The 23814-nt window shown below is 64.3% G+C and carries 20 protein-coding genes; 11 read left to right on the top strand and 9 right to left on the bottom strand.

The features are described from left to right. Positions 1-12: 12 nt before the first annotated feature. Positions 13-1650 (bottom strand): ABC transporter substrate-binding protein, encoded by a 1638-nt coding sequence (locus R2R70_RS13700; protein WP_410978304.1) that lies wholly within the window; start codon positions 1648-1650, stop codon positions 13-15. Between the two features lie 150 nt (positions 1651-1800). Next, a complete protein-coding gene (locus R2R70_RS13705; protein WP_410978305.1) occupies positions 1801-3426 on the bottom strand; it encodes a peptide ABC transporter substrate-binding protein in 1626 nt (541 codons plus the stop codon). 419 nt (positions 3427-3845) lie between these two features. Here R2R70_RS13705 and prfB point away from each other — a divergent pair. The 6 genes from prfB (at position 3846) to R2R70_RS13735 (ending at position 9419) form a co-directional block, all read left to right on the top strand. Continuing rightward, positions 3846-4944, top strand: a protein-coding gene (gene prfB, locus R2R70_RS13710) for a peptide chain release factor 2 (RefSeq protein ID WP_107335890.1) whose coding sequence is annotated in 2 segments (ribosomal slippage) — positions 3846-3920 and positions 3922-4944 — 1098 coding nt in all. Because the reading frame shifts where the segments join, the coding sequence is not laid out codon by codon here. Between the two features lie 164 nt (positions 4945-5108). After that, positions 5109-6647, top strand: coding sequence for a lysine--tRNA ligase (lysS, locus tag R2R70_RS13715; protein ID WP_131432796.1), 1539 nt, complete (start codon positions 5109-5111; stop codon positions 6645-6647). A 367-nt stretch (positions 6648-7014) separates the two neighbouring features. Next, complete coding sequence (locus R2R70_RS13720; RefSeq protein WP_043336300.1) at positions 7015-7398, top strand: hypothetical protein; 384 nt, start codon at positions 7015-7017, stop codon at positions 7396-7398. Between the two features lie 205 nt (positions 7399-7603). Further along, on the top strand, positions 7604-7915 hold the full coding sequence (locus tag R2R70_RS13725) for a BolA family protein (RefSeq protein ID WP_131432795.1): 312 nt from the start codon (positions 7604-7606) through the stop codon (positions 7913-7915). Between the two features lie 2 nt (positions 7916-7917). Next, a complete protein-coding gene (locus R2R70_RS13730; RefSeq protein WP_410978306.1) occupies positions 7918-8889 on the top strand; it encodes a hypothetical protein in 972 nt (323 codons plus the stop codon). Further along, entirely contained in the window at positions 8886-9419 is a 534-nt protein-coding gene (locus R2R70_RS13735) for a GNAT family N-acetyltransferase (protein WP_410978307.1), read from the top strand. Before R2R70_RS13730 ends, R2R70_RS13735 begins: the two co-directional genes overlap by 4 nt. A 194-nt stretch (positions 9420-9613) precedes the next feature. On the opposite strand, the gene zapB is transcribed toward R2R70_RS13735, so the two are convergent. Next, on the bottom strand, positions 9614-9874 hold the full coding sequence (gene zapB / locus R2R70_RS13740; protein ID WP_054556544.1) for a cell division protein ZapB: 261 nt from the start codon (positions 9872-9874) through the stop codon (positions 9614-9616). 182 nt (positions 9875-10056) lie between these two features. Beyond that, positions 10057-10743, bottom strand: coding sequence for a 16S rRNA (guanine(966)-N(2))-methyltransferase RsmD (rsmD, locus tag R2R70_RS13745; protein ID WP_192839183.1), 687 nt, complete (start codon positions 10741-10743; stop codon positions 10057-10059). 451 nt (positions 10744-11194) lie between these two features. Between rsmD and ftsY the strand changes: the two genes are divergently transcribed. The 5 genes from ftsY to R2R70_RS13770 all read left to right on the top strand — a co-directional run bounded on the left by ftsY (position 11195) and on the right by R2R70_RS13770 (position 18299). Further along, complete coding sequence (gene ftsY, locus R2R70_RS13750) at positions 11195-12595, top strand: signal recognition particle-docking protein FtsY (protein WP_410978335.1); 1401 nt, start codon at positions 11195-11197, stop codon at positions 12593-12595. Beyond that, positions 12592-13260, top strand: a complete 669-nt coding sequence (gene ftsE / locus R2R70_RS13755) for a cell division ATP-binding protein FtsE (protein ID WP_043336289.1) — start codon at positions 12592-12594, stop codon at positions 13258-13260. The genes ftsY and ftsE overlap by 4 nt, the downstream gene beginning before the upstream one ends. After that, positions 13257-14339 (top strand): permease-like cell division protein FtsX, encoded by a 1083-nt coding sequence (gene ftsX, locus R2R70_RS13760; RefSeq protein WP_410978308.1) that lies wholly within the window; start codon positions 13257-13259, stop codon positions 14337-14339. Before ftsE ends, ftsX begins: the two co-directional genes overlap by 4 nt. 258 nt (positions 14340-14597) lie before the next feature. After that, complete coding sequence (rpoH, locus tag R2R70_RS13765; RefSeq protein ID WP_043336284.1) at positions 14598-15473, top strand: RNA polymerase sigma factor RpoH; 876 nt, start codon at positions 14598-14600, stop codon at positions 15471-15473. A 195-nt stretch (positions 15474-15668) separates the two neighbouring features. Continuing rightward, positions 15669-18299 carry a putative bifunctional diguanylate cyclase/phosphodiesterase gene (locus tag R2R70_RS13770; RefSeq protein ID WP_192839180.1) on the top strand — a complete coding sequence of 877 codons (2631 nt, stop codon included), beginning with the start codon at positions 15669-15671 and terminating at the stop codon, positions 18297-18299. 142 nt (positions 18300-18441) lie between these two features. On the opposite strand, the gene slmA is transcribed toward R2R70_RS13770, so the two are convergent. The 5 genes from slmA to coaBC all read right to left on the bottom strand — a co-directional run bounded on the left by slmA (position 18442) and on the right by coaBC (position 23701). After that, the gene (gene slmA, locus R2R70_RS13775) at positions 18442-19059 is read right to left on the bottom strand and encodes a nucleoid occlusion factor SlmA (protein WP_043336281.1); all 618 of its coding nucleotides are present in this window, start codon (positions 19057-19059) and stop codon (positions 18442-18444) included. Between the two features lie 112 nt (positions 19060-19171). Further along, positions 19172-20089, bottom strand: a complete 918-nt coding sequence (gene argB, locus R2R70_RS13780) for an acetylglutamate kinase (RefSeq protein ID WP_043336279.1) — start codon at positions 20087-20089, stop codon at positions 19172-19174. Between the two features lie 231 nt (positions 20090-20320). Further along, on the bottom strand, positions 20321-21703 hold the full coding sequence (locus R2R70_RS13785) for a phosphomannomutase/phosphoglucomutase (protein ID WP_410978309.1): 1383 nt from the start codon (positions 21701-21703) through the stop codon (positions 20321-20323). Between the two features lie 171 nt (positions 21704-21874). Beyond that, complete coding sequence (gene dut / locus R2R70_RS13790; protein WP_043336274.1) at positions 21875-22333, bottom strand: dUTP diphosphatase; 459 nt, start codon at positions 22331-22333, stop codon at positions 21875-21877. Further along, a complete protein-coding gene (gene coaBC / locus R2R70_RS13795) occupies positions 22334-23701 on the bottom strand; it encodes a bifunctional phosphopantothenoylcysteine decarboxylase/phosphopantothenate--cysteine ligase CoaBC (protein ID WP_410978310.1) in 1368 nt (455 codons plus the stop codon). It lies immediately after the preceding gene. Between the last annotated feature and the right edge of the window lie 113 nt (positions 23702-23814).

Consider the following 23814-nt stretch of genomic DNA (forward strand, 5'->3'; position numbering starts at 1 on the left):
GACTGTCGTCTGTCAGTGCGAGATATCGAGCTGCAGATAGCGACTCGGGTGCACGTCCAGCGCATTGGGCGCCCAGCCGCTGATGGCGGGGTCGACAAGGCTGGAGGTGACATAGTCGTAGAGCGGCAGCACTACATCGTTGTCGAGCAGATACTGCTCGGCATCGTGGAGCTGGCGCTGGCGGGTGCCGACGCCTCCTTCACGCGCCGCCGCCTCGATCAGCGCATCGTAGGTCGGCGAGCTGAGCCCGGGCGCGTTGGAGGTGTTGTCGCTGCTGAAGGCGTTCAGGAAGTCGTAGGCATCGGCGATGGTGGCGATCATGCCGTAACGGCCGACCTCGAAATCGCCCAGCGCCAGATCGCGGTAATGCACCGCGGCCTCGGTGTTGGTCAGCGTCACCTTCACGCCCAGCGGTTTCCACATCGCCCCCAGGGCCACGGCGATCTTCTTGTGGTCTTCCAGGGTGTTGTAGCGCAGGGTCAGCTCAAGCGGGGTATCCGGGCCGTAGCCCGCGTCTGCCATCAGTTCGCGCGCCTTCGCCATGCGCCTGTCCATCGACCAGTCAGCGAAATCGAAGCGCGCGCCCTGATGCTCACCCAATGCCTTCGGCACGAAGTGCCAGGAGGGAATCTGGCCCATGCCGAGAATGCGCTCGGTGATCACCTCACGGCGCGTGGCCAGATTCAGCACGCGACGAATGCGCGGGTCGGCCACCGGCGAGCCTTCGCGCAGATTGAAGACATAGAAGTACTCGCCGAGGATCGGGTAGGTCTGCAGGGCAGCGGCCAGATTGTCCTGGATCCAGGTGTAATGGCTGGCGGGCACACCGTAGGCGATCTCGACTTCGCCGGCGCGGAAGCGATTGAGCGCGGCATGACTCTCCTCGATGGGCAGGTAGACCACCTCATCGAGCGCGACCGTGTCCGCCGCGTGATAGCGAGGATTGGGTGTCAGGCGAATCTCGGCCTGGGGCGACCAGGTCTTGAGCACGAAGGCACCCGAGGTAGCCATGTTGGCCGGTCGCGTCCAGTCAGCGCCCTTGGCCGCGATCACATGGCGTGGCAGCGGGGCGGCTTCGCTCATCGCCAGCGTCTGCTCCAGCGTCGCCGAAGGGTGGCTGAGGGTGATGGTGAGCGTCTGCGCATCCGGCGCGGCAATGCCGAGTTGCTCCGGCGCCAGCGCACCGGTATTCACCGCGCGGGCATTGACGATCGGGTAGTAGAGCGTGGCGTTGTGGGCCGCGGTGGCGGGTGTCAGCAGGCGGCGCAGCGCGAAGACGGCATCCTCGGCGGTCAGCGGCGTGCCGTCTGACCATTCGAGCCCCTCGCGCAGATGAAAGGTCCAGCTCAGCCCATCGGCGGACGACTCCCAGCGCTCTGCCAGCCCGGGAATCAGCTTGCCGTCGGCGGAGTAGGCGATCAGCGGCTCGAACAGATCACGCGTGATGCGTGTCTCCCAGGTGCCGTTGGTCTGTTGCGGGTCCAGCGAGCCGGGTTCGGCGCCATTGGCGATACGCAGGATCTGCTCGCTCTGGCTGGTGGATTCTGCTGCCATGGCGCTGCCGGAAGCGCCGAGGGAGAGGGGAAGAGCGGACAGCAGCAGGCCTGCGCTGAGGCTTGCCGCGCATTGCATCGGTGAGGTGGGGGACATGCATGAACTCCTTGTCACGCCCGTGGGGCGCGACGTCATCTTCTGGTGCCATCCTTGGCAGATGCCACGCTCCTGCCCTGACGGACACGAGCGTGGACCCATGACGATCTAGAGAGCGGCGAGCCGGGTCAGAGGCTCACAGGGCTCGCCTCACTCGGAGAACGAGACCCAGCGAGAGCGGTGGGTATCCTCGATGTTGTTCTTCCAGCCGCTGAGCTTGGGGTTCACCAGATTGCGCGACACGTAGTAGTAGATCGGCAGCACGGCGTAGTCATCCAGCGCCTTGCGCTCGGCGTCCTGCATCAGCGCCTCGCGATCCTCCATGTCGAGCGTATTGGCAGCCTTGTGCATGTCGTCATCCAGTGTACTGTTGGAATAGGCGCCGTAGTTGTTGGGCACGCCGCTTTCCAGCAGGTTGAGGAAGTTCTGGGCGTCGTTGTAGTCGCCGATCCAGCCGGCGCGGCCGACATCGAACTTGCCCTGGCGCATGTCCTCGTAGTGCACCGCGACTTCGGCGTTCAGCAGATTGACCTTCACGCCCAGCGGCTTCCACATTGCGGCGGCGGCGATGGCCACCTTCTTGTGGTCTTCGCTGGTGTTGTAGCGCAGGGTCAGCTCCAGCGGGTTGTCCGGGCCATAGCCAGCCTCTTCCATCAGGGACCTGGCCTTCTGCATGCGCTCATCCATCGACATGTCCTTGAAGGCCATCTCCTGGATGTCGTAATGGTTCACGCCGGTGGGCACGAAGCTGTAGGCCGGCACTTCACCGGTGCCGAGAATCTTGTCGGTGATGATGTTGCGGCGGATGGAGAGGTTGAGCGCCTCACGCACGCGCGGGTCTGCGGTGGCATGGCCATCGCGCGAGTTGAGCACGTAGTAGTAGATGCCCAGGTAGGGCGCGACGTGGGTGGCGTCCGGCAGGTTGTCCTTCAGCCAGCCGTATTGCTGGGTCGGGAATTCGCGCGCGATGTCGATCTCGCCGGCGCGGAAGCGCTTCAGGGCGCTGTTGCGCTCCTCGATGGGGTAGTAGATCACCTCATCCAGCGCGACCTCCCTGGCATCGTGGAACTCAGGATTCTTGAGCGCGACGATGCGGGTCTGCGGCTGCCACTCGCTCAGCTCGAAGGCACCGTTGGAGACCATCTTGCCGGGGTCGGTCCAGTCCTTGCCGTACTTCTCCACTACATGTTTCGGCAGCGGATAGGCGGTGTAGTGCGACAGCTGATCCAGGAAGTAGAGCGTCGGGCGCTCGAGGGTGATCTCGAGGGTGTGATCATCCACGGCACGCACGCCCAGGGTGTCCGGCTCGGCCTCGCCGCTGTTGATGGCCTTGGCATTCTTGATCGGATACAGGATGTAGGCGTAATCCGAGGCATTTTCCGGCGTCATGATGCGCTTGAGCGCGTACACGAAGTCCTCGGCGGTCACCGGCTCACCGTCTGACCACTTGCCGTCCTCGCGCAGCGTGAAGGTGTAGGTCTTGCCATCGTCGGAAATCTGCCACGACTCGGCCGCGCCGGGGATGCGCTCGCCATCGGCGGCTTCGGTGACCAGTCCCTCGAAGAGGTCGCCCACCACGTCATTTTCCCAGGTGCCGGAGATCTGCTGCGGGTCCAGCGAGGCCGGTTCACCCATGATCGCCAGCTTGAGCGTGTCGGCCATGATGCCCTGGGAGGCAACGATGCCCCCGGCCAGCAGCAGAGAGCCTGCCAAGCGTTTGAGCATGAAGCGTCCGGGGAGCATCGGGGTGTGAGAGGGGGAGTACAGTCGTGCCATGATAGGGAGGCTCGCTATTGTTGTTAGGGGTAATACGAGTGTCGCCTTCTACCATCGAATCTTTTCCTGCCCGCTGTCCATGTTAAAAAATGGATGGCTTATGCATGCATTCGATAAACGTCATGCAAGGCGTGGAAACTCGGGCCATTCGGGGCTGACGGGCCTTTGAATGACTTTGGTCGTATTCGCCGCCTGCCCGCTGATGGGTGGCTGGGCTGGCAGCCGAGAGCCGCCGCTTGCCCGCTGGCCACGGATGATGGGCCGGGCATGGTCGCCACGCCGGGAAATGGCTACAATATCGGGCTTTGCGCGCTGTCGATCTGCACATGCACCCTCGGGTGGCATGTGGCGGAGCCCGTCGCTTGCGACAGGATCGCCGCGCACCCATTCACGCATCATCGCCTCAAGACAGGACGACCATGCAAGAGATCAATCCGATCACCAACCTCATCAAGGACCTGTCCGAAAGGGCAGAAGTCCTGAGGGGGTACCTTTGACTATGCCGAAAAGCAGGATCGGCTAGAGGAAGTCACTCGCGAGCTCGAGAATCCGGACGTCTGGAATGACCCGGACTACGCGCAGAAGCTCGGCAAGGAACGTGCGTCGCTGGAGCTGGTCGTCAAGACCCTCGACGACATGAGCAACGGTCTGTCCGACTGCTCCGACCTGCTGGAAATGGCGGTCGAGGAAGAGGATGAGGGCACCGTGGACGAAGTCGTCCGCGAGCTGGACCAGCTCAAGGCCAGTCTCGAGAAGCTCGAGTTCCGTCGCATGTTCTCGGGTGAGATGGACGCCAACAACGCCTACCTCGACATCCAGGCAGGCTCCGGCGGTACCGAAGCGCAGGATTGGGGCAACATGTTGCTGCGCATGTACCTGCGCTGGGCCGAGCATCACGGTTTCAAGACCGAGATCGTCGAGGCGAGCGCCGGTGAAGTCGCCGGCATCAAGTCCGCGACCATCCACGTCGAGGGCGATTACGCCTTCGGTTGGCTGCGCACCGAGCTTGGCGTGCATCGTCTGGTCCGCAAGAGTCCCTTCGACTCCGGCGGCCGTCGTCACACCTCGTTCGCGTCCGTGTTCGTGTCGCCGGAAATCGATGACAACATCGAGATCGACATCAATCCGGCCGACCTGCGCACCGATACCTATCGCTCCTCCGGTGCCGGTGGTCAGCACGTCAACACCACCGATTCCGCGGTACGTATCACCCACGTGCCGACAGGTATCGTGGCGGCCTGCCAGACCGAGCGTAGCCAGCACTCCAACCGTGACCGCGCCATGAAGATGCTGAAGGCGCGTATCTACGAAGCCGAGATGCAGAAGCGCAACGCCGCCAAGCAGGAACTCGAGGACTCCAAGTCCGATATCGGCTGGGGCAGCCAGATCCGCTCCTACGTCCTCGATGACCAGCGCATCAAGGACCTGCGGACCAGCGTCCAGTCGAGCAACTGTGACAAGGTGCTCGACGGCGACCTCGATGACTTCATCGTCGCCAGCCTCAAGATGGGGCTCTGAGCGCGAGTACCCTCGCGGCCCAGCGCCTATTCGCCTCCGCCGGTCTCGCCGGCGGAGGCCACGAATCCCCGTATCGCGGTCAGTACTGATGGTCACAATCGTCAGGCTGATCATGATCTGTCGTGGCCCAGGCCATGACCCTTTGACACGAGACAGGCCCCTCCATGTCGACAGAGCAGACCCCCGCCATTGATGAGCAGCAGGCCGCCGAACAGGCTCAGGAAGAGAACCGCCTGATCGCCGAACGTCGCGCCAAGCTGAGCGCCCGCCGCGAGCAGGCCGCCGCCGAAGGCAAGAGTGCCTTCCCGAATGATTTCCGTCGTGACAGCCTCGCCGCTGACCTGATGGAAGAGCTGGGCGAGAAGGACAAGGCCGAGCTGGAGACGCTGGACCGCAAGGCCGCCGTCGCCGGGCGTATCATGCGCAAACGTGGCCCCTTCATCGTGCTGCAGGAAGTCTCCGGCCAGATTCAGCTCTACGTCGACAAGAAGGGCCTGCCGGAAGCGCTGCTCGAGGACATCAAGAGCTGGGATATCGGTGACATCGTCGGTGCCAGTGGCCCGGTGCACAAATCCGGCAAGGGCGATCTGTACGTCATGATCGAAAGCGCCCAGCTGATGACCAAGAACCTGCGTCCGCTGCCGGACAAGTTCCACGGTCTGTCCGATCAGGAAATGCGCTATCGCCAGCGTTATGTCGACCTGATCATGAACGAGCAGTCACGTCGCACCTTCGCGCTGCGTGCCGGCATCGTCGCCTCCATCCGTCGCTTCCTCAGCGATCGCGGCTTCATGGAAGTCGAGACGCCGATGCTGCAGCAGATTCCGGGTGGCGCGACCGCACGTCCGTTCATCACGCACCACAATGCGCTGGACATGGAAATGTACCTGCGCATCGCGCCGGAGCTGTACCTCAAGCGTCTGGTGGTGGGTGGCTTCGAGCGCGTGTTCGAGATCAACCGCAACTTCCGCAACGAAGGGCTGTCGACGCGTCACAACCCCGAGTTCACCATGCTCGAGTTCTACTGGGCCTACGCGGACTACCGTGACCTGATCGCGCTCACCGAAGACATGATCCGGACTGCCGCGCAGGAAGTGCTCGGCACCACGCAGATCACCTGTCAGGGCAGCGAGTACGACCTGAGCCAGCCGTTCATCCAGATGACCATGCGCGAGTCGATCATCAAGTACGGCGATGGCATCACCGAGGCCGACCTGGCCGATTACGACGCCGCGCGCGCCACGGCCGAGCGTCTCGGTATCCAGGTCAAGCCGATCTGGGGTCTGGGCAAGCTCGAGACCGAGATCTTCGAGGAAGTCGCCGAGCACCGTCTCGACCAGCCGACCTTCATCACCGAATATCCGGCCGAAGTCAGCCCGCTGGCGCGTCGCAACGATGCCAACCCGCACGTGACCGATCGCTTCGAGTTCTTCGTCGGTGGTCGCGAGATCGCCAATGGCTTCTCGGAGCTCAACGACGCCGAAGATCAGGCCGAACGCTTCCAGGCCCAGGTGGCCGAGAAGGACGCCGGTGATGACGAAGCCATGTTCTACGACGCCGACTACGTGCGCGCGCTGGAATACGGCATGCCGCCGACCGCCGGTGAAGGCATCGGCATCGATCGTCTGGTGATGCTGCTGACCGACAGCGCCTCCATCCGCGACGTGCTGCTGTTCCCGGCGATGCGTCCGCAGCAGGGCTGAGCAGTCGGCCGCCAGCCCCTCATGATGTGTCGGCGTGATGCGCCATCGTGACGGGCCACGCTGAGGGCACCCACAACGCCTCCGATCCCTGATCGGGGGCGTTGTGGTCTCTGCCTCACACGAATGGCTGACGACGAGTGCCTCGCGGGGCATGATCGGTGCCGATGAGGCAAGGTGGCGCTTGGCTTTGTTGCCCGCGAGCGGCCATAATGGTCGGCGTCCAGTCTGCTGGCGCCCTGGCACTGCCAGGGTGACGCGCTGGACGCCTCGAGGCTCACCCGCATCGCGTGCCTGCTTTATGAGCGGCGCTGCCATCCACGGTGTGTCCTGTCTCGGAATTGTCCCTGAATGTCCTGGAGAGTGCAGAATGAAGCTGCTTAACCGTTCCGCCCTGAGCGTCAAGCCGACCCAGGCGTTTGTCGACTGGATCAACTCGCTGGAATCCGAAGGCGAGGGAGGCGAGGATCTGGCGCTGGAGGATGTCAATCAGGAGAGCACCGTCTACCTGATTCCCGAGATGGACACGCGTGAGGCGCTGGATGGCTTCGTCTCCGAGCGCTGGCTGGACGTGCTGGAAAGCGAGCTGCGCGCCTGGGAAGAAGATACCCGTCATTGGCCGGAGCCGATGGACAAGGCACTCTTCGAGCGCTTCCTGACCGTCGAGCACAGCTATCTGGCGGTCGACCTGGACGACGAGGCACCGCTGGAAGTCAGCGAAGTCGATGACGAGCTGCTGGCCGATCTGGACTGACTCTTCGGCATGATGGCCGTCGTCGCCGCACTTTCCGCAAGAGCTGTCAGCAAGCGCCGTCAGCAATGACTGTCAGTGATGGCGACAGACGCTACAATGGCCTCGGGCAAAATGCCCGAGGCCATTTGCGTTGTGGCGATCGCATCGTCACCCTCAATTTTCCGCATGTCCGTCGTGCGGCTTCCCCCCTTCAAGGAGATTGCGCATGAGCATCCAGACCCAGATAGACACCAAGCTCGCGACGCTTGACCCGTTGATGGTCGAAGTCGTCAACGAGAGCCATATGCATAGCGTGCCGGCCAACTCCGAGACCCACTTCAAGGTCACCCTGGTCAGCGATCGCTTCAGCGGCCTGTCGCGGGTCAAGCGTCACCAGCAGCTGTATGCCTTGCTCAGCGAAGAGCTGGATGGCCCGGTGCATGCACTGGCACTGCACCTGTACACCGCGCAGGAGTGGGCGTCACGCGGCGGCGAGATTCCGGATTCCCCCAACTGTCTGGGCGGCGGCAAGCACTGACCATGACCCCTGAACCGCAACGCCTGCAATATCTGGACGCGATGGGACTGACCGCCTGGGTCGGTCGCTATCAGCTGCCCAATGCCTTGCCCACCCAGGCGTGTGACTGGCCCGAGCCGCAAGCGGCGGAGGCGGTCGCGCCCCAGGCGCGCCTGCACGCGCTGATCGATGAGGCGCCGCGTCCGCCTGCTGCCCACCAGACGGCGGATGCCAGCCATGGCTCCTTCGCTCAGGCTGGCGGCATGGCCGGCAGCGCGACGCCACGCCCGGCAGGGCCTTCTCCGGCCTCGAGTGCACGCGCCTTGCTGGGCATGGCGCCGGCGGCGGTCGAAGCCTCCGCTGCGGCTGCCTCGCCGGCGCCCGGCGCTGCCGAGACCAGCAGCACCGCCTCGTGGGGGACGCCGCCGACGCAGGTCACGGCCGAGGCACCGGCAGCAGATGAGGCAGTGACGCCGCCAGCGGCAGACAAGCCGCCACTGCGCTTCAGCGTTCAGCTGGCGGCGCTGGAAGGGCGCTGGTTGATCATGCTGCCCGGTGACGAGGCACCGCATCTGGAAGGGGAAGCCTTGCTCAAGGCGTTGTGGCGCGCCGCCGGCATCGAGGCGGCATCAGGGCTCACCTTCAGCCACTTCCGCTGGCCGCTGTTGCCCAACCTCAAGGCCAGTGCGCCACTCGAGGAAGCCCGCGAAGGATTGCATGCCTTCCTGAGTGGCCCGGCGCGGCGCGGCTGGCAGCCGGAGCGGCTGTTGATCTTCGGCAGTGATGAGGCCAGCGAGACGCTGCGCGAGGTGCTCGGTATCACCGCTTCCCAGCGCGGCGAGGCGACTTCAAGTCTGCTGAACCTGCCGGTCTGGCAGGGACCGGCGCTGTCGGCGCTGGCTCGCTCCAGTGAGGCCAAGCGCAAACTGTGGCCGCTGTTGATCCGCTGGGGGCGCGAGTGGCAGTCGGCATCGCCGCAGACGGACGCCTCATGAGCGAGTCAGCTGCCCGGCGCCTCGAGCTGCGTGAGCTGGCCGATGATCAAGCGACCCTGCTGTCGCTTGAGGCTATCGAGGCCAGCCAGGCACACGGCCTGAGCCAGTCACAGCTGGTCGATGTGCTCAACGATGACGCGCGCTGCGTGCTGGGCGCCTGGTGGCAGGCCTGTGACTCGCCGACCTGTGAATTGTCGGACGGTGAGACGTCGACTGCAGAGCTGATCGGCTTCGTGGTGCTGGCGCGTGGGCCCTTCGAGGCCGAGATCGAGGCGATCACCGTACACGCCGCGCAGCGCGGGCAGGGCGTAGGTGCACGCCTTTTGGCCGCCGCCATCGCGCAGACGCGTGACTGGCAACGTGACTCGGGGCTTGAGCGCCTGCTGCTGGAGGTGCGCGCCAGCAATGCCGCCGCCGCAGCCCTCTATGCGAAGGCCGGGTTCACCCGAGATGGAGTGCGCAAGGGCTACTATCCGCTGGCGGACGGCGGGCGAGAAGATGCCTGGCTCATGTCGCTGCCGTTGGTGTGATCCTGGCCCTTCTGTCTTGGGCTCCGGCTATCTCCCTTGTGCTGGTGCCGATACAAAAACGCCGCCGACAGTCTCCTGTCGGCGGCGTTTTCATGAGGCCCTGTTCATGAACTCTTGTTCAAGCGCTCCTGTTCAAGAGCCATTGTTCAAGAGTGCAGGTTCACGCGGCCCAGCGCGCAGGGCGCGCGGGAGCATCAGGCGCTCTGGGTTTCGCTCTCGGTCTCGCTGAAGCGTGCGACCAGTGCTTCCAGACGCTGTGCCCACTGGTCACGCTCTTCCTGCAGTTGAGCGTTGGTCTGGCGCAGCTGCTCCAGCTCTTCGCCCTGACCTGTCTTGGCTTCGGTCAGGCGCTGGTTCTCTTCCTTCAGCTCTTCGACTTCCATCTTCAGCATCTCGATGCTGTCGATGGCCTGGCCGACTTTCTGCTCAAGTTGGGTAAAGAGTTCGGTGCTCATGCTATCTCCTTGTCGAGTCACGGTCGTGGCCCGAGGGGGTTCGTTGAGGGCGGTAAAGGTATGCGGTAAATGCTGGTGCGATGAATATCGGCCATGTCGGGAATCCTTGCCGGATGGCGCAGCGATACCCGCCTGCAGGCAGACTACGACGCCGTCTGAGTCGACACAAGTGGGAAGGTGGCTCAGGCGGGCGGATGGCGCCGATACAGGCGGCCATGACTGTCGCCGGCACGGCTTTCCCGGTGCAGCTGCCAGTTGGCGGGCACCACGGGGTCGAGGCCGGATTCCACTTCCAGATAGATCATGGCGTCATCGCTCAGCCAGCCATGCGCTTCGAGCAGCGCGCAGCTGGCGGCGGCCAGCTCGAGCCGGAAGGGCGGGTCGAGCAGCACCAGGTCCATGCCCCCTGCGGCGGGAGTGGCCGTCTCGAGCCAGTGCAGGACATCGCCGGTCACCACCTGCGTTGGCAGGCTGTCGCCGTTGGCGAGGGTCGCGAGATTGGCCTCGAGCGCGCGCGCGACGCGGCTGTCGCGTTCCACGAAGGTGACATGCGCCGCCTCACGCGACAGCGCCTCGAGGCCCAGCGCGCCGCTGCCGGCATAGAGATCAAGCACGCGGGCGCCGCCGACATGAAAGCCCAGCCAGTTGTAGAGCGTCTCACGCACGCGGTCGGGCGTCGGGCGTAGACCCGGTGCGTCGATCACGTTGAGCAGGCGGCGCTTGAAGCGCCCGCCGATGATGCGCAGGCGACCTGGCCCGCCGGCGGCCTGGCCACGCTTGCCGCTCTGCTTGCCGTGCTGTTTGTCAGCGCGCGAGGGCGCGCTGGATTTGCCCCGTGCGGGGCCTTGGGAGGATGCGCGTTTTTTCATGCCGCGAGTCTAGCATGTGCGACGCCGGATGCCGCGCGGTGCGTACCTTCAGCCCCGAAGGGATGGTAGGATGACGCCACTTTCACGAGTTCAGGACTGTCTCGCCATGTTCGGTTTTTTCAAGCGCAAGAAACACAAGGCTCAGGAGCAGAAAGCCTCCGAGCAGCAGGCCCTCGAGCAACAGGCTCTTGAACAGACACAAGACGCCACGCCCCACGAGCAAGCCGATGCCGAGCAGGCAGCGCGGCTCGAGGCGAAGCGTCTCGAGGCCGAGAAGGTAGAGGCAGAGCGCCTTGACGGTGAAGAGGCGGCTCGGGTCGAGGCTCAGAAGGCCGAAGAGCAGCAGGCCGAGGCTCAGAAGCTCGAAGAGCAGAAAGCCGAAGCTGAAGCCGAGCGCCGCGCCTCGGAGCAGGCGGCTGCCGATCAGGCCGCCAAGGCAGAGGCCGAGCGCATCGCCCAGGAACGCGCAGCGCAGGAGCAGGCCGCCCGAGACGAAGCGGAGCGCATCGCCCAGGAGCAGGCCGCTGCAGAAGGCGTCGCCGCCGAAAAGGCCGCCCAGCAAGAGGCGGAACGTCTGGCTGCCGAGCAGGCCGCCCAGGCAGAGGCCGAGCGCATCGCTGCCGAACAGGCCGCTCAGGCCCGTGCGGAAGAAGCCGCCAGTGAAGCGCGTGCCGAAGAGGCGCGTATCGCGGCTCGCGAGGAAGAAGAGCGTCAGGCCGCAGCACAGCTGGCCGCCATCGAGGCCGAAGAGCAGGCCGCGCTGGAACAGGCTCGCCAGGAAGAAGAAGCACGTGCCGCCGAGGCTGCCGCCGCTGGCGCAGACGCCGTGGTCGAGGATGACGCTGCGCGTGATACGGCCCGCGACGGACGCGAAAAGCCGCGTCGTGGCTTCTTCGCGCGCATCAAGGCCGGTCTTGGCAAGACACGCGCCAATCTTACCGAGGGCGTCGCCAGCCTGTTCCTCGGCAAGAAGCAGATCGATGATGAGCTGATGGAAGACCTCGAGACCCAGCTGCTGATGGCAGACGTGGGCATCGAGGCGACCACCGAGATCATCGACAACCTGACCGCGCGTATCTCGCGCAAGGAATTGAAGGAGCCGCAGGCGCTCTACGAAGCGCTGCAGGAAGAGCTGCGCGTGATGCTGGCGCCGGTCGCCAAGGACCTGGAGCTGCCGGCCAAGGGCAGCGGTCCCTTCGTGATCCTGATGATCGGCGTCAACGGCGTCGGCAAGACCACCACCATCGGCAAGCTGGCCAAGCGCTATCAGAGTCAGGGCCGCAGCGTGATGCTGGCGGCGGGCGATACCTTCCGCGCCGCGGCGGTGGAGCAGCTCAAGGTGTGGGGCGAGCGCAACAAGGTGCCGGTCATCGCTCAGCATACCGGCGCCGACAGTGCCTCGGTCATCTATGACGCCCTGGAAGCCGCCAAGGCGCGTAACGTCGATATCCTGATCGCCGATACCGCGGGCCGCCTGCACAACAAGAGCCACCTGATGGAAGAGCTCAAGAAGGTGCAGCGCGTGATGGCCAAGCTGGATGTGTCCGCGCCCCACGAGGTGATGCTGGTGCTGGATGCCGGTACCGGTCAGAACGCGCTGTCACAGGCCTCCACCTTCCATGAAGCGGTCAACATCACCGGCCTGACGCTGACCAAGCTGGATGGAACTGCCAAGGGCGGCATCATCTTCGCGCTGGCCAAGCAGCTCAATCTGCCGATCCGCTATATCGGTGTCGGGGAAGGTGTCGATGACCTGCGTCCCTTCGCGGCTGATGACTTCGTCAGTGCCCTGTTTGCACGTGCTGGCGATGAGGCAAGCGAAGAGGCCAACGCCGAGTCGCGCGAGGCATGATTGCCTTCGAGCATGTCGGCAAGCGCTATGGAGGGCGCTTCGATGCACTGGCCGGGCTCGACTTCAGGGTCGAGCGTGGCGAGATGGTCTTTCTGACAGGCCATTCCGGTGCCGGCAAGAGCTCGTTGCTCAAGCTGATCATGCTCCTCGAGCGCCCCTCGCGTGGGCGCATTCTGGTGGCGGGGCATGATATCGGGCGGCTGCATACCTCCCAGGTGCCGTATTACCGCCGCCAGATCGGCGTGGTCTTCCAGGACCACCAGCTGCTGACCGACCGCAACATCTTCCACAACGTGGCCCTGCCGCTGATGATCCAGGGGGTTCCGCCGCGTGAACAGGCGCGGCGGGTGCGGGCGGCGCTCGACAAGGTCGGCCTTCTGCATCGTGAGAAGGCGCTGCCGATCGAGTTGTCCGGTGGTGAGCAGCAGCGGGTCGGCATCGCGCGCGCCGTGGTCAACAAGCCCGCGCTGCTGCTGGCCGATGAGCCGACCGGCAATCTGGACCCGGCACTGTCCGCCGATATCATGCGCCTGTTCGAGGACTTCAATCGCATCGGTACCACGGTGATGATTGCCAGTCACGATCTGGCGCTGATCGCCCGCCTGCACCATCGCACGCTGGAGCTGTCCGATGGTCGTCTGATCGCCGACAAGGATGCCCGATGAGCCCCCCGCGTTCCCGCAACGAGTCTCCCTCTTCTTCACGCGAGCGTGGCCAGTCCCGCGCCGAGACGCGTACCCGCAAGTCCGCCGCGCAGGCGCCTGAATCACCGGAGGCCGCCGAGCGTGCGGCGCGCAAGGGTGCGCGCTCCAGTCGTGTCTCGGTCGAGAGCCGCTACCGCAGCTGGCTGCGTCATCACGCTGCCATGGCGCGCGACAGCGCACGCCGCCTGCTGGTTGCGCCCATCGCCAGCCTGCTGACCATGCTGGCCATCGCCATCGCGCTGACGTTGCCGGCGGCGCTGTGGCTGGCACTGGACAGCGCGCGCCTGCTCGACAATGAACTCAATGACAGCGCCCAGCTCACCCTCTATCTCGAGACCTCGGTCGACGAGAGCCAGGCGCTGACGCTGTCGGACTCGCTGCGCGACGCTGCCGGTGTCGGGGGAGTGCGGCTGATCACCGCCGCCGAGGGCATGCAGGAATTCGCCCAGGCGCTGGACCTCAAGCGCTCGCTGAGTCTGCTGGATGACAACCCACTGCCGGCCAGCATCGTCGTCACGCCGCTGGACACCACGCCGGAGTCCGTCCGCGCCCTGGCCACGCGCCTCGAGGGCGAGCCGGGTGTCGCCAGCGCACGTCTGGATCTGGCCTGGCTCGAGCGTCTGCGCCAATTGGGGGAGCTGGGTCAGAAAGTGACGCTGGGACTCGCGTTACTCTTCGGGCTGGGCGTGTTGCTGGTGGTGGGCAATACCATCCGCCTGTCCGTGGAGAGTCGCCGCCAGGAGATCGAGGTCGTGACGCTGATCGGGGCGACCCACGCCTTCGTGCGGCGTCCCTTCCTCTACAGCGGCGCCTGGTACGGTCTGGGAGGAGGGCTGCTGGCCTGCGGAATCCTGGCGCTTGGCGGCAACTGGCTGGCGGCACCCGTGACGGCCCTTGTACAAAGTTATGGCGGCAACTATGTGTTGCCCGCGCTGGGCGTTGCAGGGGGTGCCACGCTGCTGTTTTCGAGTACAATATTGGGCTGGATAGGGGCCTGGATCGCGGTCGGACGTCATCTGGCGAGTATTTCTCCGCGCTGATTCCGATTATTTTTCGCGATTTTCAGCCAGTGTTTCTGCCCAGGAAGGTCAAAAGTTACGTTCCGACAACATTCATGTCGGGCGTCAGTGAAGGGGGCTGGTGGGTGGTTAAACGCACCACACACCCGACAGCGTTACGAAGTGCTACTCGTCATGACAATTGTACACGCCATGTACAGCTATTGACGGGAACCTGTCCCACCCTTCACAGTCTCACTACTTGCATGCGTGTTAGGCAACCATGGAGACATCTGCACTATGAGCACCAGTCTTCAGCCACTTGGCCACCTGTCACCGGGTCAAGATCTAAACGGCTATATTCAGTCGGTGAACCGTATCGCTGTGCTTACTGCCGAAGAAGAGCATGAGCTGGCCCTGCGGTTGCATGAAGAGAATCATCTGGAGTCGGCCCGTCGACTCGTCATGTCGCACCTGCGCTTCGTCGTGCACATCGCGCGCAGCTACAGCGGCTATGGCTTGCAGCAGGCGGACCTGATCCAGGAAGGTAACGTCGGCCTGATGAAGGCGGTCAAGCGTTTCGACCCGCATCAGGGCGTACGCCTCGTCTCCTTTGCCGTGCATTGGATCAAGGCCGAGATTCACGAGTTCGTGCTGCGCAACTGGCGCATCGTGAAGGTCGCGACCACCAAGGCTCAGCGCAAGCTGTTCTTCAACCTGCGTGGCGCCAAGAAGCGTCTTGCCTGGTTGAACAACGATGAAGTGGATGCCATCGCGGGCGATCTGGACGTCAAACCTGCCGTGGTGCGTGAGATGGAAAGTCGTCTCTCCGCCCACGATGCAGGCTTCGACGCCGGCCCCAGCGACGACGAGAGCTCTGCCTATCAGGCGCCGGCCAACTATCTGGAAGATCACAGCCTCGATCCGGCTGCCCAGGTGGAACAGCAGGACCTGGAAGACGACTCCCACGGTCGTCTGCTCAAGGCGCTGGCGGCACTGGATGAGCGCTCACGCGACATCCTCCAGCAGCGCTGGCTGAGCGACAACAAGTCGACTCTGCACGAGCTTGCTGACATCTATGGCGTCTCTGCCGAGCGTATCCGTCAGCTCGAGAAGAACGCGATGAAGAAGCTGCGTGAATCGATGGGTGACATGAGCGAAGGCTTCGCTGCCTGAGCTTGATGACCCCACGACATGAGCCCGCGATTCTCAGGCTCGCTGTCACGTGAAAATGCCCCGCCGGGTTTCCCGGCGGGGCATTTTCGTTGAGGGAGAGTGGATCCCGAGGAATCCGTCGTTATTGGTTGAACACTGCAACACAATGTTTCATTCTGTCACACTAAGACATGAAACATTTCTACTGGTGACCCCGTGGACCCGACTTCCTCGCACGTCAATGGCACACATTCGCTGTGGCGAATCTTTGGGCTCAATGCGGCCTTGATGGTGGTATTGGGTGGCCTGTTTCTGGCCAGCCAATGGTTTGATGTGCGTGAACAGGAAATGCGTCGCCTGGAGCTGCTGGATACCCAGCTGCATATCTCCACCGAGCAGCTGATCGCCAATGTCTCGCGCGAGATGATGGTGCTGGAGCGCGTGTTGAGCAGCGAAGGCAAGGAGCTGTGGCGTGGCTCGCTGGACAGCGCGCTGGGCCGTCATCCCTCTCTGGTCTCGCTGATGGTGGTGCCGTTTGCCGATTACCGCGGCAGCAGCCTGCGTCAGATCGGCGTGGGACGCAGTTGCAGCTGGCAGCTGACCCAGCCGGAAGCCCAGGCACTGCCCGGGCGCAGCAGTCTGCTGTTCGGCTCCGCACTGCCGCTGGCATCCGGTCAGCCGGGCTTGCCGTTCTATCGCCACATGGATATCGAAGGCATGTCCTGGCTGATGATCGGCTGCCTGGACTTCTCCGAGTCACGCAGCCTGCTGGCCAACCCGAATTCCGATGATGGGCAGCGCCTGCGCCTGTTTTCCACCAACGGTCTGCTGCTGTTCTCGAGCCCCCAGGAGCATGCGCTGGGCGTGACCGGCAAGCTGCCGCTGTCCTCGATGGCCAACATGGGCAAGTACATCTCCGAGCGTGGTGTGCGTCGCTACCATGTGCCGGGCTTCGACGGCCAGCCGCGCATGGCGGCGGGCAGCTATATCGCACCGCTCAAGCTGTTCAGCGTCGTGAGTCAGCCGCTCTCCAGCCTGTGGTGGCTGTGGTGGAATCGTATCTGGTTCGGCATGCTGCTCGGCGGCATCTTCCTGGTCGTGCTGGTGGTCGTGGTGGCGCGCGCCGAGCGCAAGCGCGCTGAGCGCCACGATGAGCTGGAGGGCGCACTCGAGTCGATGACGGCGCGCTCTCGCACCCTGGTGACGCTGATGGATAACCTGCCGGGCGTGGTGTATCGCATCGAGGTCAACACTGGAGTGCTGACCTTCATCAGCAACGGCTCGGCCGAGCTGTTCGGTCGCTCGGCCGAATCACTGGTCGGCGCCGGCATCACCCTGACCGAGCTGATCCATCAGGAAGACCGCCAGTCCGTCAGCGCCGCTCGCCACTGGGCGATGTGCGCGCAGATGCGCCATGAGCAGGTCTTCCGCATCATCGCTGACCATGAGCGTTGGGTGCTGGACCGCAGCGTGATGATCGAGGGCGAGGATGGCGTGCGCTATTGGGAAGGCCTGCTGCTCGACATCAGTGCGCACAAGGAATCCGAGCGTCAGCTCGATTTCCTGGCGCGTCATGACGCCCTGACGGGGCTCTATAACCGCAAGGCCTTCATGGCGGCGGCCGACGAGCGCGTCGCGGCGGGTGGCTTGATGATCTACGCCGATATTGACCGTTTCTCGACCGTCAATGATGGTCTGGGCCATGAAGCCGGTGACCAGCTGCTGGTCGCGGTCGGCGAGCGTCTGCGTCGTCTGCTGCCGCCAGGCGGGCTGGTGGCGCGACTGGGGGCCGATGAGTTCGGCCTCTATCTGCCGCATGGCAACGATGATCCGGCGCAGGTGGTGGAAGAGATCCAGCAGAAGGTTGAGCGTCCCTTCACGATTCTGGGTCGCCCGTTGATCATCAGTCTGACGGCAGGCTATGTGCTGTCCGAGACCAATGGCGATGCCCAGGCGCTGATGCTGAATGCCGATGTGGCGCTCTATCACGCCAAGTCGCGCGGCGATCATGCGCTGCGCTGGGAGTCGTCGCTGGACAAGCACGTCGCCTCGCGCATGACGCTGGAGCAGGACCTGCGTCAGGCCATCGGCAGCGAGCAGCTCTATCTGCATTACCAGCCGCAGCTGGATAGCCACGGTGAGCTGCAGGGTGTCGAGGCGCTGCTGCGCTGGCAGCATCCGGAGCTGGGCATGATCTCGCCGGCCCAGTTCATTCCGCTGGCCGAAGAGACCGGTCTGATCTTCCGCCTCGGACGGTTCGTGCTCGAGGAAGCCTGTGCCCAGATGGTGCGCTGGCAGGACGCCGGCCTTCACATGCCGCGCATGGCGGTCAATCTGTCGGCGCGCCAGCTGACCTCGGGCTACGAGAACGAAGTCTTCGGCGTGCTGGAAAGCCAGAAGCTGTCGCCGACGCGGCTGGAAGTCGAGGTGACCGAGACGCTGCTGATCCAGGACATGGAAGGGGGGCTTGCCGTGCTCGGCGCGCTGCGCGAGCTGGGCGTGCGTGTGGCGCTGGATGACTTCGGGCAGGGCTATTCGTCGCTGTCCTATCTGTCATCCCTGCCGCTGGATGTGCTCAAGGTCGACCGCAGCTTCGTGATGAAGATGGATGCGGTCGCCGGCTCTGACGGCGGTATCCGCTGTCCCAATCAGCAGGCTATCCAGCTGGTCGGCGCCGTGATCAGCCTGGGGCACTCGCTGGGCCATGAGATCGTCGCCGAGGGAGTCGAGACGGATGTGCAGTTCGAGGAGCTCAAGCGACTGGGCTGCGACACCTATCAGGGCTACCTGCTGGCGCGGCCGATGTCCGCCGAGGCCATACTGGAGCGCTTTAGCGTCAACGCCTGAGGTGCCGTCCGTGCAGCCCGACCCCATCCCACCCCACCCGGTGGTGACATGAGAAGGCCTGACCCAAAAAGAACGCCCCGCCTGCAATGACTGCAGGCGGGGCGTTCTTTTTGGTGCGGCTCATGCGTGCGAGGCAAGCCCCTCAGACGGCAATGCGCTCCTGACTGCTCAGTAGCAGGTCGCGGCTCAGCAGCTGCCACTGGTCTTCCCAGTGCTCGGTCGGGCGCTTGCGATAGTCGCTGCGCACGTACTGGCCGATACGACCTTCCGCGCACGCCAGCAGCAGGTTGGCCGCTGCCGTGACGGTGATGGCCGGTCGCAGTCCTTCGCGAGGCTCGGCTTCGCGCAGTACCTGCTTGATCTGCGTCTCGAGACGCTCGAACAGCTGCGCCATGCGCGTGCGCAGGCGTGCCGTCTCGCCGGTGAGAGCATCACCATTGAGGAGGCGACACAGCCCCGGGTTCTTCTCGGCAAAGCCCAGCAGCAGGCTCAGGATGTGATGCACCCTGGCATGCGCGGTGTCGTTGTCCTGAATGATCAGCGCGATACGCTCGAACAGCGTGCTCTCGATGAATTCGATCAGTCCTTCGAACATGCGTGCCTTGCTGGGGAAGTGACGATAGAGCGCCGCCTCCGAGACACCGACCTGTCGTGCCAGTGCTGCAGTCGTGATGCGTTTGCCGCTGTCCTCTTCCAGCATCAGAGCGAGTGCCTGGAGGATCTGTTCGCGACGTGATTGTTTTGGATTCGCCTGCGTCATGGAATCTTGTCGTTTATCGCGGCCTGCAGCAGTGTGCTACGGGCGGGTCCGTGTCCTGAGGCATGTCGCTTGCCTCGCGCGAAACACCGGGGCCGAGCCCCGGCTTGTCACCTTACGCCTTGTCAGTGTCCGCTTCCGCGTTGCTGATCAACGTGCCGACCCCGGCATTGGTGAAGATTTCCAGCAGGGTCGCATGTGGCACGCGGCCATCGATGATGTGAGCACTGCGCACGCCTTGCTTCACGGCGTCCAATGCACAGCTGATCTTGGGCAGCATGCCACCGTAGATGGTGCCATCCTCGATCAGGCCATCCACCGCCTCGGTGGTCAGACCGGTCATGACTTCGCCTTGTGCGTTCATCAGGCCAGCCACGTTGGTCAGCAGCATCAATTTCTCCGCGCCCAGTGCCTCGGCGACCTTGCCGGCGACCAGGTCGGCATTGATATTGTAGCTGCGACCCTCGGCATCGACCCCGATGGGGGCGATGACGGGAATGAAATCGTTGCGTGTCAGCAGTTCGATCAGGTCCGTGGAGACATGCTCGACTTCACCGACATGACCAATGTCGATGATTTCAGAGGCATTCATGCCCGGCGTCTGGCCGCTGACCTTGAGCTGGCGGGCGCGAATCTGGCCGCTGTCCTTGCCGGTCAGGCCGATGGCCTTGCCGCCACTCTGGTTGATCAGGTTGACGATGCCCTTGTTGACCAGGCCGCCCAGCACCATCTCGACCACGTCCATGGTCTCGGAATCCGTGACGCGCATGCCATCGACGAAGCGCGATTCGATGTTCAGCTTCTCGAGCAGCGCGCCAATCTGCGGGCCGCCGCCATGCACGACCACCGGATTGATGCCGACTTCCTTCATCAACACCATGTCGCGAGCGAAGGAGTCGATCAAGGCTTCTTCGGTCATGGCGTTGCCGCCGTACTTGACCACCACGGTCTTGCCCGAGAACTGCTGGATATAGGGCAGGGCTTCGGACAGGACCTCGACCACCTGATGCGGGTCGCGGTTGGCGTGGCTCATCAGCGTATCACTCCACAGAAAATGGTCCGGAAAGAGAGTCCGGACACTGTCACTCGAAACGGTCTTTCAGCGCGCGCGGTGCGCGCTGTCATGCAAATCGGTTGCTTCAGGCACCTGATGCGCCCGGATGAGCAGCTGCAGTGCCTGGCAAGGCGAGGGCGGCGATCAAGCGGCAGACCGCCGCCCCCGTTGCGGCTCATGCCATCCTGTCGATGGCGAGCGAGTGCGGGATCAGAACGGTGCCTGGATGCTCGGCTCGGCCTGCTTCAGCGCGGCGCGGAAGCTGTCCTTGATACGCTCCAGTGCGGCTTCCGACTTGCCTTCGAAGCGCAGCACCAGCATCGGCGTGGTGTTGGAGGCACGGCACAGGCCCCAGCCATCGGCGTAGTCGACACGAATGCCGTCCAGCGTGGTCTTGACGCCGTCGCTGCCGAAGTCGCCTTCACTGACCAGTCGCTCGACGATAGCGAACTTGTTCTCGTCGGTCACTTCCACATTGATCTCGGGGGTGCCGAGGTCCTGCGGGAAACGGGCGAAGAAGGTGTCGGCATCGACATCCTGCTTGGCGAGGATTTCCAGTAGGCGCGCGGCGCCGTAGATGCCGTCATCGAAGCCGAACCAGCGCTCCTTGAAGAAGATGTGGCCGCTCATCTCGCCGGCCAGTGCCGCGCCGGTTTCCTTCATGCGTGCCTTGATCAGCGAGTGGCCGGTGCGCCACATTTCCGGCGTGCCGCCGGCCTTCTCGATCACGGTCGCCAGGTTGCCGGTGCACTTGACGTCGAAGATGATGCGCGCGCCCGGCACGCGTTCGATCAGGTCTTCCGACAGCGCCATCATCAGGCGGTCCGGGTAGAGGATCTCGCCCTTGGGCGTAACGACGCCGAGGCGGTCGCCGTCACCATCGAAGGCCAGACCGATGTCCGCGCCGGTTTCCTGCATGGTCTTGATCAGGTCCTGCAGGTTTTCCGGCTTGCCCGGATCCGGGTGGTGGTTCGGGAAGTTGCCGTCGATCTCGTCGAACAGCGGCACGGTGTCGACGCCCAGGCGACGGATCAGCTCCGGGCCCAGCTCGCCGGCCACGCCGTTGCCGCAATCGACCACGGCCTTGAGCGGACGCTTGACGACCACATCACCGGTGATCTGCTCCAGATAGCGCTCACGCACGTCCTCTTCACGCAGGCTGCCTTCGCCTTGCGCCAGATCGCCTTCCTGCAGGCGACGATAGAGATCGGTGATGGTGTCACCGGACAGGGTCTCGCCGGCCAGCACGATCTTCAGACCGTTGTAGTTGGCCGGGTTGTGGCTGCCGGTCAGCATCACGCCGGAGCGGGTGCCTTCCAGGATATTGGTGGCGTAGTAGAGCACCGGCGTCGGCACCATGCCGATGTCGACGACATCACGGCCGGCATCGCGCAGGCCTGCGATCAGCGCCTTGGACAGGCGCGGGCCGGAGAGACGGCCGTCACGCGCGACCACGACGGTGGATTCACCGCGTGCCGCGGCTTCGCTGCCGATGGATTGGCCGATGGCGCGCACGCCGTCTTCGGTGAGGATCTCATCCACGATGCCACGGATATCGTAGGCGCGGAAAATTGAAGCGGGTACCTGACTCATGGTGCATCCCTGTCGGTTGAATCAATCGTGAAGTCGCTTGAGGCGTCATGCGTCTCGAACGCTATCGCTGCATGACGATCAGTGTGGAAACCTGCATGGCTCCCTTTTAGCCGGAAGCCCGGCAGCCGGCGCGAGCCTGCCGCTCGGCTGCCCTCTGGCATGACGGGTCAATCAGTGGCGACCGGAGTGGCCGAAGCCGCCTTCGCCGCGCTGGCTGGCCTCGAATTCAGAGACTTCCACCAGCTCCGCCTGTACCACTGGCACTAGCACGTACTGTGCCAGACGCTCGCCGGGTTCCAGCACGAATTCGCTCTCGCCGCGGTTCCAGACCGAGATCATCAGTTCGCCCTGGTAGTCGGAGTCGATCAGGCCGACCAGATTGCCCAGCACGATGCCGTGTTTGTGCCCCAGACCGGAGCGCGGCAGGATCATGCCGGCCAGTGCGGGGTCGGCGATGTGGATCGCCAGCCCGGTGCGCACCAGCTCACAGGCGCCCGGTGCCAGGGTCAGCGGCGCGTCGAGCAGTGCGCGCAGGTCCATGCCGGCGCTGCCGGGAGTGGCGTGATGCGGCAGCGGGTAATCGCGAACGCGCTCGTCGAGAATCTTGAGTTCGAGCCGGGGGCGGGTCATCTAAGGTGCTTCCTGATCGTCGGTGACAGTCGGTGTAACGGTCTGGATGGCAGGGTCGAGGTTGACCCTGTGCTGATGGAGTGCCAGGGCGCGCTTCAGAATCGCGCGCGCCAGTTCCGTCTTGGGACAGGCCGCGATGGCCTGTTCGTGTTGCGTGTTCGTGTTCTGATCGAGCGGCTGCCACAGCAGGGTGGCGGCATTGCTGTCGCTGCCGAAGCCAAGGCCCGGCGTGCTTACATCATTGGCGACGATCATGTCGAGCTGTTTACGCGCGAGCTTGTCGCGTGCATAGCGGAGCACATCGCGGGTCTCGGCGGCGAAGCCGATCACCAGTGGTGCCCGCTGACCGGCGGCGCGGCGTGCCTGCGTCTGGGCGGCGATACCGGCGATGATATCCGGATTGCGGATCAGCGTGACCTGCATCTGCTCCTCGCCAGACTGCTTCTTGAGCTTGTGGTCGGCGACCGTGGCCGGGCGGAAGTCGGCGACTGCCGCGCAGCCGATGAAGAGGTCGCTCTCGTAGGCGGCCGCCTCGGCGGCGGCCTGCATGTCCAGCGCGGATTCGACATCGATGCGCTCGACGCCAGTCGGGGTCGCCAGCGCCACCGGGCCACTGATCAGGCGCACGCTGGCGCCCAGCGCCGCGGCCTCGGCGGCCAGCGCATAGCCCATCTTGCCGGAGCTGTGATTGCTCAGGTAGCGCACCGGGTCCAGCGGCTCACGGGTCGGGCCGGCGGTGATGGTCACCGTCAGCCCTGCAGCCGGCAATGACATCTCATTGCTCTGGCGGCCGGGGTCGCTCTGGCTCATGAGGTCGCTCTGGCTCATGAGGTCGCTCAGCGCCGCGACGATCTCTTCCGGCTCCAGCATGCGGCCCGCGCCCACGTCGCCACAGGCCTGTTCGCCGCTGGCCGGGCCGAGCAGCGTCCAGCCATCGGCGGTGAGCTGTCGGGCATTGCGCTGGGTGGCGGGGTGCGCCCACATGGCCTGATTCATCGCTGGGGCCATCACCCAGCGCGCACTGTTGGCCAGGCACAGGGTGGTGAGCAGATCATCGGCATGCCCATGCACCAGGCGGGCCATCAGATCGGCGGTGGCAGGCGCGATCAGGATGACCTCCGCCCAGCGTGCCAGCTCGATATGCCCCATGCCGGCCTCGGCCTCGGGGTCCAGCAGGGAGGTGTGCACTGGATTGCCCGACAACGCCTGTAGGGTCAGCGGTGTAATGAAGGCTTGAGCCCCTTCGGTCATGGCGATGCGCACTTCACAGCCCGCCTTTTTCAACAGGCGGGTGATCAGAGCGGCCTTGTAGGCCGCGATGCCGCCACTGATGCCCAGCAGAATGCGCCGTCCGGCGAGTGAATGCATGGTGTGTCCTGCGTCCCTGATGCGTCGATTGCTACGCTCGCGCGTTTGCCCTCTACCATATCACCGTGATGCAACCTTGCGTAGCGCCGCTGGCCCGCGACGCCGAGTGTCGC

Source organism: Cobetia sp. SIMBA_158 (genome assembly GCF_046566945.1).
Lineage (GTDB): Bacteria > Pseudomonadota > Gammaproteobacteria > Pseudomonadales > Halomonadaceae > Cobetia > Cobetia amphilecti.